Origin of the sequence: Bifidobacterium moukalabense DSM 27321 (genome assembly GCF_000522505.1) — a bacterium.
GTDB lineage: Bacteria > Actinomycetota > Actinomycetes > Actinomycetales > Bifidobacteriaceae > Bifidobacterium > Bifidobacterium moukalabense.
The window spans coordinates 610,088-628,710 of the sequence record NZ_AZMV01000007.1 but is presented as its reverse complement, the minus strand read 5'-3'; the positions used below and the strand labels follow the sequence as shown (position 1 = coordinate 628,710).

The following is an 18,623-nucleotide window of genomic DNA, read 5'->3' as shown; positions in this document are numbered from 1 at the left end:
TTTGTCAAAAGCCTGTCAAGACTTGGGACTTGCCGTTGCCGCGGCGCGTTGGCAAGTGCAAGACGATTTCGGGCTCTCCATTCCTTCCGTCGTCTCGGTTTGCCAGCATAGGCAATCATTCCGCTATTTTCCTACCGTATTAGAGAAATTTCTTGACTATTTTCAGCCCATCCATCCCGCAAATTCTCTTCATGTGCACCATCAAGCCGTTTACTCACAACGCATTCAACAGACAAAAAGAAATTTCTTCGATAATATCGTTGACATGGCAACAGCATCACCCGAACACCGGCAACGTCCGAAACTGGCGCAGATCGCCAAAATGGCGAACACCACGGCTTCCACCGTCTCCAAGGTCATCAATGGACGCTCCGGCGTATCCGATGAGACACGTTCACGCATCGAGAGGATCCTCAACGACCTTGAGTACACGAAACAGCCGGTACGCCATGCCTCGTCCACATCCATCACGCTGGTATTCGAATCCATGGCGAACCCCTGGGTGCTCGACATCATGCAGGGAGCCACCGACGCGGCCATCGCACGCGGATTCACGGTGACGGTCTGCGCGAAGCACTCCTCGGACGGCGAGCGCGACGACAGCTACCGTCAGGCGATTCGCAGGGCGCGGCCTCGGGCCGTCGTCTTCGACAACGCCTACGTGTCGATGAAGGACCGCACGCTTTGTCAAGAGCTCGGCGTCCGTTTTGCGGTAATCGACCCGTCCGGCAGACCGGCACACGACTGCGCCGAAGTACGCATCGACAATTGGACGGGCGGATTCGAAGCGGGCTGCCATCTGCTTGGTCTTGGGCACCGCAGGTTCGCGGTGATCTGCGGCCCTTCGTCCTCGACCTGCTTTCCCGCAAGACTTGACGGGTTTCGCTCCGCCTTGATGCAGGAAGACGTCACATTGGATGACGATATGGTCCGTATCGGCGATTTCTGGTCGGAATCGGCACGCCTGCACGCCTTGGAACTGTTGTCGAGCGAAGATAGGCCGACCGCGATCTTCGCATGCAGCGACACACACGCGCTCGGAATCTACGATGCCGCGCACCAACTAGGATTGCGCATTCCCGAGGACCTGTCGATCATAGGATTCGACGACATCGAAAGCGCCCGGCATCTCAACCCACCGTTGACCACCATGCGCCAGCCGATGGCCGAAATGACAAGTTCCGTGTTGAGCACGCTGCTCTCCTCGAAGGACGCGGCCGCCACCAGCAAGCTCCTGTTCCCGCCTTCATTGATCGTACGGGGCAGCACCGATGCATGCCCAATGCGCTAGCAACTATGCAAAAGGGCGTTTCCCCATCGGGAAACGCCCCCTGAGACTTGGCTCCGCCTCAGTTCAGCGGCTTCAATTTTTAGAGGATGGCTCCGGCGGAAAGCGGATACCTTCGTCGGCGAACAGTCCACGGGACTGTTCTTCTCCTCGGGCGGCATCCTGCCAAGCGGGATGCCGCGCCTCGCGTGAAGCCCTTGAAAATTAACGCTTTGCGTTAATTTAGGGGCTTCACCAGTGGGAAAGTGATGGTCTCGCGGATGGTGGCGCCGGTCAGCGCGATGAGCAGTCGGTCGATACCCATACCCATGCCGCCCGCCGGAGGCATACCGACGCCAAGGGCCTCCAGGAAGTCCTCATCGATGTCGCAGACCTCCTCGTCGCCCGCGAGCTGAGCAGATCAGAGCGGCCGGAAACAGCTTTCACACAATTCAAAGTAAGACCATTGCTCAATATCTTTATGAAGGAGGATTCTTCATAAGAAATGAATAATTCTCCTTCTTGCATCTTTCATTACAATAGTATAGATTAAAAACTATGGGAGACACTCAATTAGGTTACGTATCACTGTTCAGCAGCGCTGGCCTCGGCTGCTATGGATTCAAGTCCGCAGGCTTCGACTGCGCGGCCACCGCAGAACTTATACCACGCAGACTAGACGTGCAGCGGGCCAACTCTGTGGCATCCGACGACAAAGCTTATGTCCTAGGTGACTTGACCAACGTCATCGTCCGGCAGTATCTCATCGAACAGGTGAAGCATTGGGAGAAGTCCAACGGCACCGATATTACCGTCATCGTTGCCACACCTCCCTGCCAAGGCATGTCCGTCGCCAATCACAAGAAAAACGACGAGTTGGGACGCAATTCACTAGTGGTCGAATCCATCAAAATCATCTCCGAACTAGAGCCACGGTTCTTCGTCATGGAGAACGTACGAGCATTCCTTACTTCGGCATGTCGAGACATTGACGGCAAACTCAAACCTATACGGGAAGCCATCGACGCACATCTACTCGATCGATACAACATCTTCGCCAAGGTAGTGAATTTCAAAGACTATGGCGCCAACTCCAGCCGCACCCGCACCTTGGTGCTCGGCGTGCGGCGTGATATCCAAGACGTCACACCCATCGATTTATTCCCAGATCGAGCGCAGGCACCCACGCTACGTAATCTCATTGATGACCTGCCGACCCTCAATACGATGGGACAAATCGATCCAAACGACATTTATCATGCATTCCGCCCCTACAACCCCGACATGCGCCCATGGATTCACGGTCTAAAGCCCGGCCAAAGCGCGTTCGACAACGTCGATCTTGCGCTGAGACCGCATCACATGGTCAACGGCAAAGTCGTTGAGAACAAAGCGAGCAATGGCGACAAATACCGCCGAAACCTCTGGGATAAGGTAGCACCCTGCGTCCATACACGTAACGATATCCTTGCCAGTCAGTCCACCATCCATCCCTGCGACGACAGAGTTTTCAGCATTCGAGAGCTGTCTCGGATGATGGGAGTTCCAGACACATTTCGCTGGACAAAAGACGACCCTAAGACACTCAACGCACTGCCCGAAGAACAAAAGCGAACTTTCCTTAAGGAACATGAAATCAATATCAGACAATGCTTGGGCGAGGGCGTTCCGACGCAGATTTTCGCCGCCATCGCACGCAAAGTGGCGCTCTACAACCATACGCCCCGCAAACGTCGCGGACGGCCCAGCAAACATGCCAACAACGCAGTGCTTCCACCCGTCGCATCGTTCGTGAGCGATGCCGAGCGAAACAACGTCCATAGGAAACAACTCGCCGCGTTTTACACCAGGCAGGACATCGCCTACAGTCTACTATCCACATTGCCTGAATACCCCCGCTCCAAGACGCTTCGTATCCTCGAACCATCAGTCGGCGCTGGCGCGTTCGTTCCCCTGTTGATCAAACGATACGGGGATCACGAGTTGCATATTGACCTCGTCGACATCAATCAACATGCGTTGGAACAAGTTAAGGAGCTACTGGCTCGTCTGGACGTGCCCAATCATGTGCATCTGAACTACATCAACACCGACTTTCTGAAGTTCGAGCCCTCGAACCGCTATGACATCATAGTGGGAAACCCACCGTTCGGCTCCCCGTCCCACAGACCGGCGTTTGAATCCAAGTTTTCGGTTCGCGACCTCTACGCCCTGTTTCTCGAAAAATGTCTTTCACTCGGCGAGCATGTGGCGCTAGTTATCCCCAAGACTTTCCTTAACGGTGCAGAATTCGTACAACTACGCAATTATGTGGCCACTAAATGTGCCATCAAGGACATCCAAGACTACGGCGAATCCGCGTTCAGCGACATCAAGATTGAAACCATCGGTCTGCACGTCTCTCACGATGTTCCAAGCAACACCGCCGTCCTGTCACTCCCGATGCGCAACCGCCGAATCGTGGCACAACACATCATCACTTCAAAGAAGTTCCCCTCGTGGTTAATCTACCGCAACGATTTCTTTGATGCCATGTGCAAACAACTGCGTCTCGGATGTTTCGAAGTTTACCGCGACCGTTCACTCACGCTGAACAAACAGCATTTCGAAAATGGGATTCCCGTGGTCAAAGCACGAAATATTGTCAACGGCCGTATAAACCTCAATGCCGTACAATCGTTTTGTGCGCCGGAGTGCGTGCCAGTATCATTCAAGACTAAGGTATCCGCCACCAGTGCCATAGTCGTACCGAATCTGTCGTATTATCCACGTGGCGCTGTGTTACCACAGCACTGTTATGTAGATGGGTCAGCCGCGGTTCTAATTCCTCACAAAAACGAGAAAGTGAATCCTGACGAAGTCATAAAGCTATGGCCGACCGTCGATTTCTTCTTCTTCTACCGCATCGCACGCAACTATTCAGTCCGATCACTCAACGTGGACACCATCAGCGTCTTCTACTGGGGAGTTCCGAAAGCTGGATATGAGCCAATCGTGCGTATGGAAGGAGTTCCGAACTCGTCTTGGCTTTATGCCACCGTATCCGCCAACGGCAAAGTCACCCAGCGTTAGGAGTAATGCAGCGTCTCGGTCGGGCGGAATAGCCGACCGAGACGTGTGTCACGCCAAATCGGGCGCACCAACCTTGCGACGTTGACGACGCAGGAACTCACGAATCGACTCGGCATCGGCATGTTCGTCCAGATTGGCCGCATAGCCCACATTGAGCACATGGACAAATCGGGCCAAATCATAGAAGCCATCGCCAAGAGCAATTGATTCTTCGACATTATCCAGTTTGGACAACAGACAATCAATCTGGTATTGGGGATCAATTTGCTGAGTCTTATTGTCAGGATGTGCACAAGTGTAATGTTGCTGTGGAGTGAGAAGGATAAGGTTCTCTCGCTCGGCAACGAGCTGGGGGAATAAATGGCGAGGGAAAATGTGATGAACTTGAGTCGCCTTGTCGATGGCAAACTTATCCTTCACCTCGCTACAGGGGAAATGCCTTTTCTTTACGGCATCCATCTGCTTGGCAACAAGCGATGTCCCGACCTGCGACTCTGAATCTTTCGGCATATCAAGGGCAGCTTGCTGACGTGTCTCAGTCTTGTCTTTGCCCTTATCTCGGAAGTTGATGGAGTTGTAGTTCAGAGAAATATATGTCATAGGAGACTTGCTCACATGCCCTTTTGTCGCTCCCGGCACATGCCACTCAACAGCCAGCACATTGAGCACCTTGGGAAAAATACGACGAATCTCGACTTCGTTGCGGATATTAGTGTACGACAGCAAATCTTCGATGAACGCGCGGCGGAGTGCACGAAAGTCAATTTCAGTATGCCCGCTGTTATGATACTTTTCAAAATAACCCATCATACCGCTTTGACGCAATGTCTCCTTGAGATATTCGAGAAGAAAGTCATAGGCATTAAACTCATCACCAGCGATGAATCTAAGAATGTCCTCCTGCTCCACCGTATATCGAATGGCGGCACCGCATTTCTCTTCCCCGAGCAAACCAGCATATGCCAGTGTTTTAATTGGCTGAGATACAAATTTATCGTATTCGTTATGGGCGGCGGGCTCCTTGGCCGACGGCTTTGTAAACACACGCGTCACCACTGTCTCCAACTTGGCAACATCCCATATGTCTTTGGTGCCGAACGACTCTCCAGGATGCATCTGACCGTAGTCCACGATGCATCGGGCAATGGTTCTCAACACATCCGGGGTCACTTTCTGATCCATGAACCGTGGGCTGATACCAGTACCTTTCCAACGCATGGTCGCCGTCTTAAGATTCAGATTCCTGCTTTGTAGGTACTTCTCCATAATAATCTCAACGTGGGAATCGTCTGCCATAGTGGATCCTTAACGTTATTCATTCGATACACGGAACAGTATATCGCGCAATAGAACCGTTTTAAATTCTGCGGAAATAAGAACTTTACCGGAAGACGGATACCTTTTCACTGGACAGCCCCATTGTGCCGTTCAACTTTCGGATGGGCACCCGCTAAGTGAGATGCCCATGGCTCGTGCGGCCTGCAAATGCAATTCCCACGGAATTGCGGCAAGCTTAGTTCAGCGGCTTCATTTTAAATGATAGCTCCGGCAGGCTGACGGCCCACTGGGCCGTCAGCCGTTTCGCCTCGCGTGAAGCCCGTTACTTATTAATGCTTCGCATTAATTCAGCGGCTTCACCAGCGGGAAAGTGATGGTCTCGCGGATGGTGGCACCGGTCAGCGCGATGAGCAGTCGGTCGATACCCATACCCATGCCGCCTGCCGGGGGCATGCCGACGCCAAGGGCCTCGAGGAAGTCCTCATCGATGTCGCAGGCCTCCTCGTCGCCGGCGAGCGCGGCCTTGGCCTGGGACACGAAGCGCTCGCGCTGTACGACCGGGTCGTTGAGCTCGGAGTAGCCGGTGGCCAGCTCGAAGCCACGCACGTAGAGGTCCCACTTCTCGACTACGCCGGCCTTGGAGCGGTGGCCCTTGACCAGCGGGGAGGTCTCGACCGGGAAGTCGCGCACGAAGGTCGGCTCGTACAGCTTGTCTTCGTAGAAGTGCTCCCACAGGTGCTCGACGAGCTTGCCGTGGTTCTCCACGTCGTCGCGTTCCACGCCAAGCCTGTCGGCGATCTCGCCCAAATGTTCCACGGAGGTTCCCGGATTGTCCGGGCCGCCGTTCGGCACGATTTCCTCGCCCAGCGCCTCGGATAGGGAATCGTACATGCTGATGGTCTTCCATTCGCCGCCGAGATCATATTCGGTGCCATCGAGCAGGGTCACCTTGTGGCTGCCGAAGACATCCATGGCGGTGTCCTGCACGAGCTGCTTGACGAGTGCGCCGATGGTGTCGTAGTTGCCATAGGCCTGATATGCCTCGACCATGGTGAATTCCGGGGCGTGGGTGGCGTCGGCGCCCTCGTTGCGGAAGTCGCGGTTGATTTCGAACACACGGTCGATGCCACCGACCAGGCAGCGCTTGAGGAACAGCTCCGGCGCGATGCGCAGGTAGAGATCCAGGTCGAAGGCGTTCATGTGCGTGGTGAACGGGCGGGCCGCGGCGCCACCATGCACGGTCTGCAGCATCGGGGTCTCGACCTCGATGAAGTCGTGGTCCGCGAAGGTCTTGCGCAGGGAGGCGACGGCCTTGGAGCGGTTGCGCACCATGTTACGGATCTTCTCGTCCGCGATCATGCCGATGTACGGCTTGCGGGTGCGGGTGTCCTCATTCAGATCCTTGTGCAGGGCCGGCAGCGGCTGCAGTGCCTTGGCGGCGATGGCCCATTCGGTGGCGAACACGGACAGTTCGCCGGTCTTGGAGGCGATCACACGGCCTTTGATGAACAGGTGGTCGCCCAGATCGACCAACTGCTTGAACTGCTTGAGGGAGTCGGCGCCGATCTCCTTCTTGGAGATCATGCCCTGGATTTTGGTGCCGTCGCCGGCGGACAGCTGCACGAAGCACAGGCCGCCCGCATTGCGCAGGAACAGCACGCGGCCGGCGATGCCGACCACGTCTTCGGTCTCGTCTCCGGCTTCGAGCTTGCCGTCGTACTTGGCACGCACCGCTTCGATGGTGTCGGTCACGTCAAGGGTGACCGGGTACGGCTCGATGCCCTCCCTGAGCATCATGGCGCGCTTGGCCACACGCATCTGCACCTGCTCCGGATGCGCCAGCGAGCCGAATTCCTTGTTGCTCGGGTCCACAGCCTCGTCCAGAGTCGCGCCGTCGTTGATCCTGGCGCGAATCGCGGCATCCTGCCGCAACAGCATTTCGGCACGTTCCACCGTGGTCATAACGGGAACGGGGGCCTCTTCATTCTGATGTTCTTGGGATTCGTTGGTCTCAGTCATAAGCCCCCAGTGTAACGAGATGGCAATACACAACATACGACACGCCGGGTTTGCGCACATGGCTCATTCGTGTAACATATCCAACTGTTGCAAAACGGGCTGTAGCGCAGCTTGGTAGCGCGCTTCGTTCGGGACGAAGAGGCCGCGGGTTCAAATCCCGCCAGCCCGACCACAACACAGGCGGAACTTCGGTTCCGCCTTTTCTTTTCCCGCACGCCCATGTTTGCCAAACGTGCCGCGGAACGTACCGAAGGTGCCGGTCGGCCCACGACATCACGCTTTCTCAGGTGAAATGGAATCATCAGCGGCCAACCGCCATGCGCAATGCAGCGCAACGGCCTGACCACTGAATCCAATCAAACGGACATATTGAGGGAGTGATGATGAAGAGGAAGTTCTTCCATCCCATATCGAAGCGATTCGGCGTCTTCGGTCTGGTGCTGACGGTGCTGCTCACGATGGTGATGATCATCGCCAACGTGGCGCTCAGCCGATATTCCAACACCATTTCGTCCACGCTGGATCTCAACAGGCAGATCAGCGCAGGCGGCGACGACGCCACCTATCAGAAGGCACGCGAGCTGACGCAGGAAATCGCCGGAGAAGGCGCCACCCTGCTCAAGAACACCAACGACGCACTGCCGCTCGGCACCAAGAAGATCAACGTGTTCGGCTACGGCAGCGTGAACCTGGTATACGGCGGATCCGGCTCCGGCTCCACGTCGGGCGCCTCCTACAACGACACGTTGAAGCAGTCGTTCGAGGCCGAGGGTCTCAGCGTCAACGAGGATCTGTGGAACTACTACACCAAGCAGTCGCAGAGCGCAGGCTCCTGGAACGTGTTCTCCCCCAACGGCGGTGACTACAACATCTATGACGCAAAATGCACCGGCGTGCTCGACATGATGGACGACGCCAAACAATACAGCGACACCGCCGTGGTCGTGTTCTCCCGTGCGGGCGGCGAAGGCGGCGATCTGCCAATGGACATGGGCGTCAAGGACAGCGAATCCGGCGAAGGCCTGGTCGGCGGCGACTCCGGCAAGAGCTATCTGGAATTGCAAAGCGCGGAAACCGACCTGCTCAAGGCCGTGGAAAAGAATTTCGAGCACGTGATCGTGCTCGTGAACTCGTCGCACGCCATGGAACTCGGCTTCCTTGAAGACGCCGGCGTGGATGCCGCGCTGCAGATCGCAGGCCCCGGCGCCACCGGCATGCGCGGCGTGGCCGATGTGCTGCTCGGCAAGGTCAATCCGAGCGGTCATCTCGTGGACACCTACGCCTACGACGTGAAGAGCGCGCCGTCCTACTACAACATGGGCGATTGCTATTACACCGATTACCAGCAGCAGATGAGCGACAAGTACTTCTACTTCGAAGAGAACATCTACACCGGCTACCGTTGGTATGAGACCGCCGCCGCGGACAAGGCCGTGATCACCGCCTCGGACGGCACCGTCTACGATTACGGCGATTATGATTCCATCGTGCAGTACCCGTTCGGCTACGGCCTGAGCTACACCACCTTCGACTGGCAGCTTGAGGATTACCAGGTCGACGGCCAGGGCGGCGAGGTGACCGCTACCGTGAAGGTGACCAACACCGGCGACGTCGCGGGCAAGGACGCGGTGCAGCTGTACTACAGCGCCCCGTACACCAAGGGCGGCATCGAAAAATCCGCCGTGGACCTCGGCGCGTTCGCCAAGACCAAGGAACTCAATCCCGGAGAATCCGACGAGGTGAAGCTGACCATGACCTTCGACGACATGGCCTCCTTCGACTACAAGGGTGCCGGCGCCTACGTGATGGACAAGGGCGACTACACCTTCACCCTGCGCACCGACAGCCACACCGTGAAGAACGACGACTCCACCTTCACCTACACGGTGGAGAACACCATCACCTATGACGACGCCCATGACGGCAAGCGCTCCACCGACAAGGTGGCGGCCACCTCCCAGCAGGAGTTCCAGGACGCCGGTTCGCTCGAGACGAACGTGACCTACCTGTCGCGCGCAGACCTGGCAGGCACCTTCCCGAAGGTCGAACGCCGCCTGAACCCGACGTCGATCCCCGCCAAGGTCAAGGAACGTCTCGAGGCCAACGGCCCAGGCTCCACCGTGCTGACCTCCGACAACAGCGACGCCTCCGACGCCGAGACGCCGACCACCGGCGCCGACAACGGTCTCACGGTCGACGACATGACCGGCGTGGACTACGACGACGAGAAGTGGGACAGGCTCGTGCAGCAAATGAGTGTCGACGAGCTCGTCGAACTGACCGGCAACGCCGGCTGGCAGACCTCCGCCATCGAATCGGTCGGCAAGAAGGCAACCACCGACATCGACGGCCCGCAAGGACTCAACGGCTTCAACTTCTCCGGCACGAAGATGAACGCCTACGCCTCCGAAGTGCTCATGGGCATGACCTGGAACGTGGATCTGGTCAAGCGGATGGGCTCCACCTACGCCGATGAGGCGCTCTCCTGGGGCATCGTCGGCATGTACGCGCCGGCCATGAACACGCACCGCTCCCCGTTCGGCGGCCGCAACTTCGAATACTTCTCCGAAGATCCGACCCTCTCCGGTCTGATGGGCGCGGCCGAAGTGAGCGGCATGCAGGGCGAAGGCGCATACGTGTACGCCAAGCACTACATGCTCAACACGCAGGACACCAACCGAGACGGCGCCGCCAATTGGTGCAACGAGCAGGCCCTGCGCGAAGTCTACGCCCGCCCGTTCGAGCTGGCCATCAAGAACGCCGACTGCACGGGCCTGATGACCGAGCTCTCCCGCATCGGCACCTCCTGGAGCTCCGCCACCAAGGCGCTGTGCACCGAACTGCCACGCGACGAATGGGGCTTCAAGGGCAAGATCATCACCGACGGCGTCGGCCCCGGCGGCAGCTACTACATGCTTCCGGACTACGCCATCATGGCCGGCAACGACATGATGCTCACCCGAGCCAGCGGCGACTGCGGCTACACCGACACCATCCTCAAGAGCGACGCCGGCATCCGCAACATGCAGCGCGCCGCCAAGAACATCCTCTACGTATACGCCAACTCCAAGGCCTCCGAGGTCTCCGGCAAGTATGACGTGAACTGGGAATGGATGTGGGTCGTCGGCGACGTGGCGCTCGCCGTGGTGACGCTCGCCCTGTTCATCTGCCTGCCGGTACGCGCCTGGTGCGTACCCGAGCGGCCCGTCGTCACCGCCTCCGGCAAGTAAACGGATGAATCCCGGAAAGGAACAGCAATGAACGCGCAGCGCAATCTCAAGAATTCCCCGATCCTCAACCTCATCTGGCTGCTGTTGATCGTGGCCAGCAGCTCCATCGGCATTCTCGCCGGCGTGATCTACATACTCGCCGTAACGAACGTGCAGATCCTGAGCTGGTCGATCGGATACGTGCTCACCTCCGGAACGAACGAGACGATCATGGGCCCGTGCCTTACGGCGTTCATCGTCTGCCTCGTCGTATTCGTGGCCTGCATGCTGAAAAACGTGATTCTCAAGGCCATCAAGCGCTGACGGAATCCTCCGAAACCCATAACCAACACAGGTGCGAACCCACTGCCCCGGGTTCGCACCTTTTTCAATTCAGCGGGAATACCACCTGCAGGGTAAAGGAATCGGGGGCGATCTTCACGTTCATCGTGCCGCCATATTTTTCCGCCGTGTAGCGGATGCCCCGCAATCCGTAGCCGTGATAGCCTTTGCCGGCCTTCTTGCTGGTGACCGGCAGGCCGTCGGCCAGCGTAATCGGCTCGTCGCAGTAGTTGCGTATGCGGATCATCAGAAAACCGTTGTCGGGATAGACCGACACCTGGATTACACGCTTGGCCGGATCCCGTTGCTTCGTCACGCTTTCGATGGCGTTGTCGAGCGCATTGCCGAACAGCGCGTACAGGTCGGCCTGGTCGATGAAATCGAGCTTCGCGCCATCCACCATGCAGGTCAGGGTGATGTGCTCCGCCTCGCAGTACAGCGATTTTTCCGTCAGCACCACGTCGAGCACGCGATTGCCGGTCTGAACCGCGGAATCGTAGATCATCACCGACTGCTCCACCTCGCCCAGCCGTCGGTCGACCTCCGCATCGTCCTGCATGGTGCGGAAGGCGGCCAGCTGGTATTTGAGATCATGGCACTTGCGATTGATCAGGTCGATCGTCTCCTTGGAGATCTCGTATTGCCGTTGCTTGCTTTGCCACAATCGTTGCACCAGACTGAGTTCCATCTGCGCATGCTGCCGTTGTTCGATGTCATTCTGCAGATACAGCGTGATCAGGCCCAGCAGTTCGACCATGATGCGGAATGCGGGAATCATATAGGTATGATCGCGGGAGCCGAGCAGCAGGAAGATGACCTGATAGTTCGACAGCAGCAGGAACATGATGCACAGCGTCGCCGCGAACAGCAGCTTGCGTTTGCCCACGGTCCCGGCATGACCGTTCCGCAATTGCGGCAGCAGCCTCACCCGCACCACGACGAACAGCGCCACGCAGACGGCCGGCGTGAGCAGCCCCAACGCGACGACGCGTGCGGGATCGGGAAGCCACATGGTCACGCAATCCATGCATTCGAAGCTCAGGGAGGCGATAACCTGCGCCCATATCGCCTCGTAGACGCCCTGCGTCACACCGTTGCGCAACGCTACCAGAGCGAACGCGACCAGTATGGCCAGGCAGATTGGCGCCTCCAATGCCGTGGAATTCGTATTGAAGTCGATCAGCGTCTCTTTGGCCCAGACCGCAATCGCCAGCGACAGCGCCAATCCGATCACGATGCCCGCATACCAGGTCACGCGGGAGCCGGATGGCGGTTCCGGGCGCGCGCCATTACGCGGCCGCGCCCCGCGGAACCCGACCGCCGGGAACACCGCGGGGGTCAGCGCCATCTCCACCGCGATGCCGCACAGCAGCGGCGACGGCAGATTCAGCACGTCAATCATGGATGCCTCCCAGATACTCGCTTAGCGCCACCATGAAGTCCTTGTACCGCTGCCGGCTGATCGGCACCCGGTCGCCGCCGACCAGTACCTCCCGGTCCTTCGTGATGCCGCCGACCCGCGCCAGATTGACCAGAAAGCTTACGCCGCACCGGGCGAATGCCGGATCGCCGATCTTCGCCTCCATGGCGTTCATCGACTCACGCACACGCAGCACGCCGCCGGTGGTATGTATGAACAGGTTGTGCCGTTGGCTTTCGATATAGGTGATATCGCTCAGATCGACCCTATCCACGCCCCCGCCGCTCGGCAGGAGCAACGCACGGCCGTTCTGGTGTCGGTTACGGTTGATGTAGTCGATCGCCCCCTGCAGTTCCATGGAGAGTCCGTAATAGTTGACCGGCTTCAATATATAGGAGCGCGCCTGCACCGTGTAGCCCTTGAGTGCGTATTGCGCCATGTTGGTGATGAAGATGATGACCACGTCGCGGTCGGTCTTTCGGATCTCACGCGCGGCCGAGATGCCGTCCATGCCGGGCATCTCGATGTCCATGAGCACGATGTCGTAGACCGGACGATAGCCTTCCGCAATCGCCGCACCGTCACGGAACATCGTGGTTTCGATGGATTCGCCGTGCTCGTTCGAGAAGCGCTCCAGGCATTGCGTCACCACCCGCGCGCACTCGTCGTCGTCTTCGACCACAGCTACGTGTATCACCTGATCAATTATAGAAAAAACGCGATTCGGCACCCCCCCGAATCCGCAACCCCGCACATCGTCGAATCGCGCGCGACACCGGTGACGCCATGCGGCGCACTGTTCGACGGTATTCCTAGAATGACACTTGGTTCAAACGATGTACATACCCCGCATACCCGCTATGCGGCATGAGGAGAGACCTTGAAGAGAAGCATTCTGGCGCTGGCTTCGGGCGCCTTCATTCTGGGCGCCGCCGAATTCGTGATGATGGGCATACTGCCGCAGACGGCCGCCGCCATGAAGGTGAGCATTCCGGCCGCCGGGCACTACATTTCCGCCTATGCGATCGGCGTGTGCTTCGGTACGCTGATTCTGGTGTTCGGGCGCAAGGTGCCGCCGAAGAACCTCATCATCCTGTTCATGGCCATCGCACTGGTCGGCAACACGTTGAGCGCGTTTTGCGTGAATTCCCCCATGCTGCTGGCGGCACGTTTCATCTCCGGCCTGCCGCATGGCGCGTTCTTCGGCACGGCCACGCTGATCGCCAAGACGCTGGCCGATAAGGGCAAGGAGGCGCAGTCCGTATCGATGATGGTGACCGGTCAGACGGTCGCCAATATGCTGGGCGTGCCGGCCGGCACCCTGCTGGCCGAGATGCTGTCGTGGCGTATGGCATTCGGCATTTTGGCCGCCTGGGCCGCGATGACCATGCTGTTGACGCTTGCCTGGGTGCCGTTCGTGGCCCCGATCAAGGATGTCGGCATCAAAGGCCAGTTCCGCTTCCTCACCCATCCGGGCCCATGGTTCGTGCTGTTGGCCGTGTTCTGCGGCAATACTGGCATCTTCTGTTGGTGGAGCTACATTTCCCCCTGGCTGCAGAAGACCGGCGGATGGCCGTCTTCCACGGTTCCCCTGCTTATGGTGCTGGCCGGCTTCGGCATGGTGCTCGGAGGCATCGCAGGCGGCCGCCTGACCGATGTGTGGAAGCCCGCCGCGACGGCGGCACTGTCACAGTCGATTGCGGCAATCGGTCTGCTGCTGGTCTTCCTGATTCCGGGAAATCTGGCATCCACGGCGTCGCTGACGTTCGTCCTCGGCTTCGCATTGTTCTTCAATTCCGCCCCGCAACAGTTGCTGATGGTGCAGGCCGGGCAGGGCGGCGGCGAACTCATCGCCGGCGCGGCTGTGCAGATCGCCTTCAATTTCGGCAATGCGGTCGGTTCGATCGTCGGCGGTGCCGCACTGACCGCCACAGCCATGAATTACCACTACACCGGACTTTCCGGCATGCCGATCGCCATCATCGCGGTCATGTTCCTGATAGTCTACACGCGCCGTTATGAAACGGACACCCAGGCGATGGAGCGCATGCGCGAGATATCCGTCTGACCTGCCGCCGGCCCGCCGGGCCCATTGCCGTAAGCGACGCCAACCCCCGGCGATGGTCTACAGCAAGCGCGGTCCGGAACATCACTATTCGGAATTTTTTACGGTTTTCGATGCCAAGGTATTGACATTCTCCGCAACCGTTGCCACGATGAACATCGTCATGGTTTTTCCGTGACGACAATTTTCAGGCAGTCTTTCCAAGGGTGGAGTATGCCTGAAATCCGGCTTTGCAAGACTGCCTGAACTTGTTTCGCGGTATGCATCGTACCATATTATTGAGAATCATTCTCATTTTGCGCTATGATGTACATCAACACCGAAACATCCCCCGAGCAGGGAATGGGAGCATAGAAAGGAACCAACCGTGGCAGACAACGTCGCCGACGAATCCACGGCGCAAACCGGGGACAAGGCAAAGGCGGTGGAGGGCAAGGCCGCCTTGAACAGAGCCATGAGACCCATCCGGGGCAGGCTGAATTGCGGACGCGCGCTGGCCGCGATCTCGGGCCTGCTGAGCGTGGCGCCCTATGCGGCGCTGGTAAGCATCGGAGACGTGCTGCTGCGCGCCTGGCAGCAGCATACGCAGCCGGATACGGATGCCGTATGGCGTTACGTGTTCATACTGGTCGGCGCATATATGCTGCGCAGCATCCTCTATTTCGTGGCGCTGTCCGTAACGCACTTCGCCGACTGCACGCTGGGCGCCGGCATACGACGGGCCATGGCGGATTCCCTCGGGAAGGCACCGCTTTCCACATTCAACGCATCGACATCCGGCATGATCCGCAAATCGATTCACGACGATGTGGAGACACTGCATGCGTTGATCGCGCACTGGCCGGTGGAAGGCACCGCGGCCACGGTGACGCCGATCGCATTGTTCGCCTATATCGTGACGCTGGATTGGCGTCTGGCGCTGCTCTCCATCGCCACGCTTCCCATATATTTCGGCATTCAGATGCTCAGCATGGTCGGCATGAGCGAGAAGACCGCGCTGATGGACACGAAGATCAGCAACGTGTCGAGCACGATGGTCGAATTCGCTAGCGGCATCGCCGTGGTGAAGGCGTTCGGACGCAGCGGCCATTCGCTGCAGCAGTACGAGCGCGCCGCCGACGGTTTCATCAGGCAATACAACGATTGGTGCGGTCCGCTCGTTCGGTGGTGCGCGGTCGCCGAGGCGTTCACCGCCCCCTCCCTGCTCACCGCGGTCAATCTCGCCGGCGGCATGCTTCTGGTGCAGGCCGGCTATGTGACCGCGCCACAGGTGCTGGCCGCCACACTGACCGCCATGATGCTGCCATCCACCATCACGGTGATCGGCAATATGCAATGGAGCTACCAACTCGCCGGTTCGGCGGCATTGCGCATCGAACGGAACCTGCGCGTCACGCCGCTTGCCGAGACGACGCGACCGAAGCATCCGAACGGCTACAGCGTGGCCATCGACCACGTGACCTACTCCTACGGCCCCACCACGGCGCTTGACGACGTCAGCCTGAATGTCGCCGAGGGCACGATGACCGCGCTTATCGGCCCATCCGGATCCGGCAAGTCCACGCTTGCCACGCTGATCGCCCGTTTCGACGACCCCGCCGAAGGCACGATCAGCATCGGCGGCGTCGATCTTCGCGATATCGCCTCCGAAGAGCTGTACCGCACCGTCGGCTTCGTGCTTCAGGATCCGCAGCTGGTCCGCGCATCGATTCGCGACAACATCGCATTGGGACGCCCGGATGCAACGCTGGAGCAGGTCCGCGCCGCGGCCAGGGCCGCATTCATCGACGACGAGATCATGGCGCTCGAACACGGCTATGACACGGTGATCAACGGTCGGGTCGGCCTGTCCGGCGGTCAGGAGCAACGTATCGCCATCGCCCGTGCGCTGCTGAAGGACACGCCGATCCTGATCCTCGACGAGGCCACGGCCAGCGTCGATCCGGAATCGGAGGCGCAGATCCAGCGAGCGCTGAACGCGCTGGTCAAAGGCCGGACCGTAATCGTCATCGCGCATAAGCCGTCCGCCGTGGTGGGCGCCGACCAGATGGTCGTCATGGATCGCGGCGGCATCGTCGCCTGCGGCACGCACGAGCAACTTGCCGACGAGGCGCATGTACGCGCGTTGGACGCCGTCGCACAGCAGAATCGAATCGCAGCACAGGAGGGCGCATATCATGCGTAGGACCAGCACTTTGCAATGTCTGAGGGAGGCCTTGGCCGGTCATGTCGGCGGATTCGACAAGGCGATGCTGTTGTCCGTCATATCCGGTGTGATCACCGGTCTGACGTTCGCCGCGATCATTCCCACCGCACAGACACTGGGCGGCGCGTCCACCGTGATGGGACTGGGCTTCTGGCAGTGGGTGGGCATATTGGCCGTACTCGCGGTGTCATCCGGCGTCATCGACTACTTCAGGTCCGTCACCTCCTACAATTCCGCGCTTGACTTCCTCGCCATCGCGTTGCATGGCATCGGCGACAAAATTGCCTCGCTGCCGCTTGGCTGGTTCGGCAAGGGCACCGCAGGCCGGCTCTCCCGCTTCGCGACGCACGATCTGATGTCCATCGGCCAGTCGTTCGCGCATCTGATCTCACCGATGATAACCGGCGCCGCAAGCACCATCACCCTGTGCGCGACCATGCTGCTATGGGACTGGCGCATCGGGCTGACGCTGATCGTTCCGCTGCCGCTGCTGTGGGGTGCCGGCAAACTGTCTTCGATGATGCTCCATCGCGGGGATGACGTCATGCTTGCCCTGGATTTCGAGGCTTCAAGCAGACTCGTGGAGTTCGCGACCTGCCAGGGCGCGCTGCGTTCATGCGGGGCGAGCCATCCATACCAACCGCTGACGGATGCGTTGGACGCACGTACCGCAGGGCAACGCAGATCGCTGCGCTGGGGCGTCGCGGCGAATCTGCTCAACGGCATGGCCAGCCAGCTGCTGCCGGTCTCCATGATCATGGTGTGCGCGGCTTTGACGTTGCAGGGCGCGCTTTCCCCGCTCGCCGGCATCGCCTGCATGGGTGTTTCGCTACGGTTCTCCAACACCGTCAACGACATGTTCGCCATGCTGCTCGGCATTGAGGAGTCACGCAAGTCCCTGGACTACTACCTGTCCGTCATGCGTGAGCGACCGTTGCCCGAACCGGCCGATTCCAAGCAGGTGACGGAACCGGGCGCGGTCGAGTTTGACCGTGTACGCTTCGGCTACACCGCCTCCGCACCGGTGCTGCATGATGTGTCGTGGACCGCGCGGCCCGATTCCATGATCGCCATCGTCGGCCCCTCCGGTTCCGGCAAGACGACCATGGCGAAGCTGATCGCCCGTTTCTATGATGTGGACGCCGGCACGGTGCGCGTAGGCGGACTCGACGTGCGCGACCAGCGTGCATCGGATGTCGCGGCGCAGCTGTCGATGGTGTTCCAGGACGTGTACCTGTTCCGCGGCACGCTGATCGACAACATCCGCCTCGGCAGGCCGGAGGCGTCGGATGATGAGGTCATGCGCGCGGCCGAGCTGGCGGGCGTCAGCGAAATCGCGCAGCGCCTGCCCGACGGCTGGCGGACGAACGTCGGCGAAGGCGGCAGGTCATTGTCCGGCGGCGAGCGCCAACGCGTATCCATTGCGCGCGCCGTGCTCAAGCAGGCGCCGATCGTGTTGTTCGACGAGGCGACCAGCGCGTTAGATGTGGAGAACGAGGCGCATATCAACGCATGCATGGCGCAGCTGCGTGCCACATCGACGGTGATCGTCATCGCGCATAAGCTGGAGACGATCCGCAATGCGGATACGATCATCGTCATGGGACGTGACGGCGGCATGGTGCAGCATGGCACCCACGATCGGCTGATCGCGGAACCGGGCATGTATCGAGAATTCTACGAGGCCCGTTGCAGGGCCGAAAACTGGTCGCTGTAAAGGGCGGGCCACCCAGTAAGCACCGCCT

General features: G+C 59.1%; 11 protein-coding genes, 1 tRNA gene and 1 pseudogene. 8 read left to right on the top strand and 5 right to left on the bottom strand.

The features are described 5' to 3' along the window. Nucleotides 1-265 precede the first annotated feature (265 nt). The gene (locus BMOU_RS08930) at nt 266-1,291 is read left to right on the top strand and encodes a LacI family DNA-binding transcriptional regulator (RefSeq protein ID WP_034876828.1); all 1,026 of its coding nucleotides are present in this window, start codon (nt 266-268) and stop codon (nt 1,289-1,291) included. Nucleotides 1,292-1,505: 214 nt separating this feature from the next. Here BMOU_RS08930 and BMOU_RS11065 read toward each other — a convergent pair. After that, nucleotides 1,506-1,679, bottom strand: a pseudogene (locus tag BMOU_RS11065) (amino acid--tRNA ligase-related protein); the annotation flags it as partial. A gap of 146 nt (nt 1,680-1,825) precedes the next feature. On the opposite strand from BMOU_RS11065, the gene BMOU_RS08925 reads away from it, so the two are divergent. After that, nucleotides 1,826-4,339, top strand: a complete 2,514-nt coding sequence (locus tag BMOU_RS08925; protein ID WP_051428951.1) for a DNA cytosine methyltransferase — start codon at nt 1,826-1,828, stop codon at nt 4,337-4,339. A 48-nt stretch (nt 4,340-4,387) separates the two neighbouring features. On the opposite strand, the gene BMOU_RS08920 is transcribed toward BMOU_RS08925, so the two are convergent. Both BMOU_RS08920 and lysS read right to left on the bottom strand, forming a co-directional pair. Beyond that, entirely contained in the window at nt 4,388-5,635 is a 1,248-nt protein-coding gene (locus BMOU_RS08920) for a hypothetical protein (protein ID WP_051428950.1), read from the bottom strand. A gap of 324 nt (nt 5,636-5,959) precedes the next feature. Beyond that, entirely contained in the window at nt 5,960-7,636 is a 1,677-nt protein-coding gene (gene lysS, locus BMOU_RS08915; protein WP_034876825.1) for a lysine--tRNA ligase, read from the bottom strand. Between the two features lie 95 nt (nt 7,637-7,731). Between lysS and BMOU_RS08910 the strand changes: the two genes are divergently transcribed. From BMOU_RS08910 to BMOU_RS08900, 3 genes are all read left to right on the top strand, one after another. Further along, nucleotides 7,732-7,808: transfer RNA gene (locus BMOU_RS08910), tRNA-Pro, on the top strand. 208 nt (nt 7,809-8,016) lie between these two features. Further along, nucleotides 8,017-10,866 carry a glycoside hydrolase family 3 C-terminal domain-containing protein gene (locus BMOU_RS08905; RefSeq protein WP_034876823.1) on the top strand — a complete coding sequence of 950 codons (2,850 nt, stop codon included), beginning with the start codon at nt 8,017-8,019 and terminating at the stop codon, nt 10,864-10,866. Between the two features lie 27 nt (nt 10,867-10,893). Next, nucleotides 10,894-11,169, top strand: a complete 276-nt coding sequence (locus BMOU_RS08900; RefSeq protein ID WP_034876821.1) for a hypothetical protein — start codon at nt 10,894-10,896, stop codon at nt 11,167-11,169. 64 nt (nt 11,170-11,233) lie between these two features. On the opposite strand, the gene BMOU_RS08895 is transcribed toward BMOU_RS08900, so the two are convergent. Further along, nucleotides 11,234-12,589 (bottom strand): sensor histidine kinase, encoded by a 1,356-nt coding sequence (locus tag BMOU_RS08895; protein WP_034876818.1) that lies wholly within the window; start codon nt 12,587-12,589, stop codon nt 11,234-11,236. Continuing rightward, nucleotides 12,582-13,304 carry a LytR/AlgR family response regulator transcription factor gene (locus BMOU_RS08890; RefSeq protein ID WP_235143760.1) on the bottom strand — a complete coding sequence of 241 codons (723 nt, stop codon included), beginning with the start codon at nt 13,302-13,304 and terminating at the stop codon, nt 12,582-12,584. The genes BMOU_RS08895 and BMOU_RS08890 overlap by 8 nt, the downstream gene beginning before the upstream one ends. A 183-nt stretch (nt 13,305-13,487) precedes the next feature. Here BMOU_RS08890 and BMOU_RS08885 point away from each other — a divergent pair, with 183 nt between their 5' ends. From BMOU_RS08885 to BMOU_RS08875, 3 genes are all read left to right on the top strand, one after another. Beyond that, a complete protein-coding gene (locus BMOU_RS08885) occupies nt 13,488-14,675 on the top strand; it encodes an MFS transporter (protein WP_034876816.1) in 1,188 nt (395 codons plus the stop codon). A gap of 364 nt (nt 14,676-15,039) precedes the next feature. Further along, nucleotides 15,040-16,857, top strand: a complete 1,818-nt coding sequence (locus tag BMOU_RS08880; protein ID WP_034876813.1) for an ABC transporter ATP-binding protein — start codon at nt 15,040-15,042, stop codon at nt 16,855-16,857. Continuing rightward, entirely contained in the window at nt 16,850-18,595 is a 1,746-nt protein-coding gene (locus BMOU_RS08875; protein ID WP_034876811.1) for an ABC transporter ATP-binding protein, read from the top strand. The genes BMOU_RS08880 and BMOU_RS08875 overlap by 8 nt, the downstream gene beginning before the upstream one ends. Nucleotides 18,596-18,623: the final 28 nt, after the last annotated feature.

Excerpts from the sequence above, each read along its gene's own strand:
- BMOU_RS08930 (WP_034876828.1), top strand. The coding sequence starts at position 266 with ATGGCAACAGCATCACCCGAACACCGGCAACGTCCGAAACTGGCGCAG.
- BMOU_RS08925 (WP_051428951.1), top strand. The coding sequence starts at position 1,826 with ATGGGAGACACTCAATTAGGTTACGTATCACTGTTCAGCAGCGCTGGC.
- BMOU_RS08920 (WP_051428950.1), bottom strand. The coding sequence starts at position 5,635 with ATGGCAGACGATTCCCACGTTGAGATTATTATGGAGAAGTACCTACAA.
- lysS (WP_034876825.1), bottom strand. The coding sequence starts at position 7,636 with ATGACTGAGACCAACGAATCCCAAGAACATCAGAATGAAGAGGCCCCC.
- BMOU_RS08905 (WP_034876823.1), top strand. The coding sequence starts at position 8,017 with ATGATGAAGAGGAAGTTCTTCCATCCCATATCGAAGCGATTCGGCGTC.
- BMOU_RS08900 (WP_034876821.1), top strand. The coding sequence starts at position 10,894 with ATGAACGCGCAGCGCAATCTCAAGAATTCCCCGATCCTCAACCTCATC.
- BMOU_RS08895 (WP_034876818.1), bottom strand. The coding sequence starts at position 12,589 with ATGATTGACGTGCTGAATCTGCCGTCGCCGCTGCTGTGCGGCATCGCG.
- BMOU_RS08875 (WP_034876811.1), top strand. The coding sequence starts at position 16,850 with ATGCGTAGGACCAGCACTTTGCAATGTCTGAGGGAGGCCTTGGCCGGT.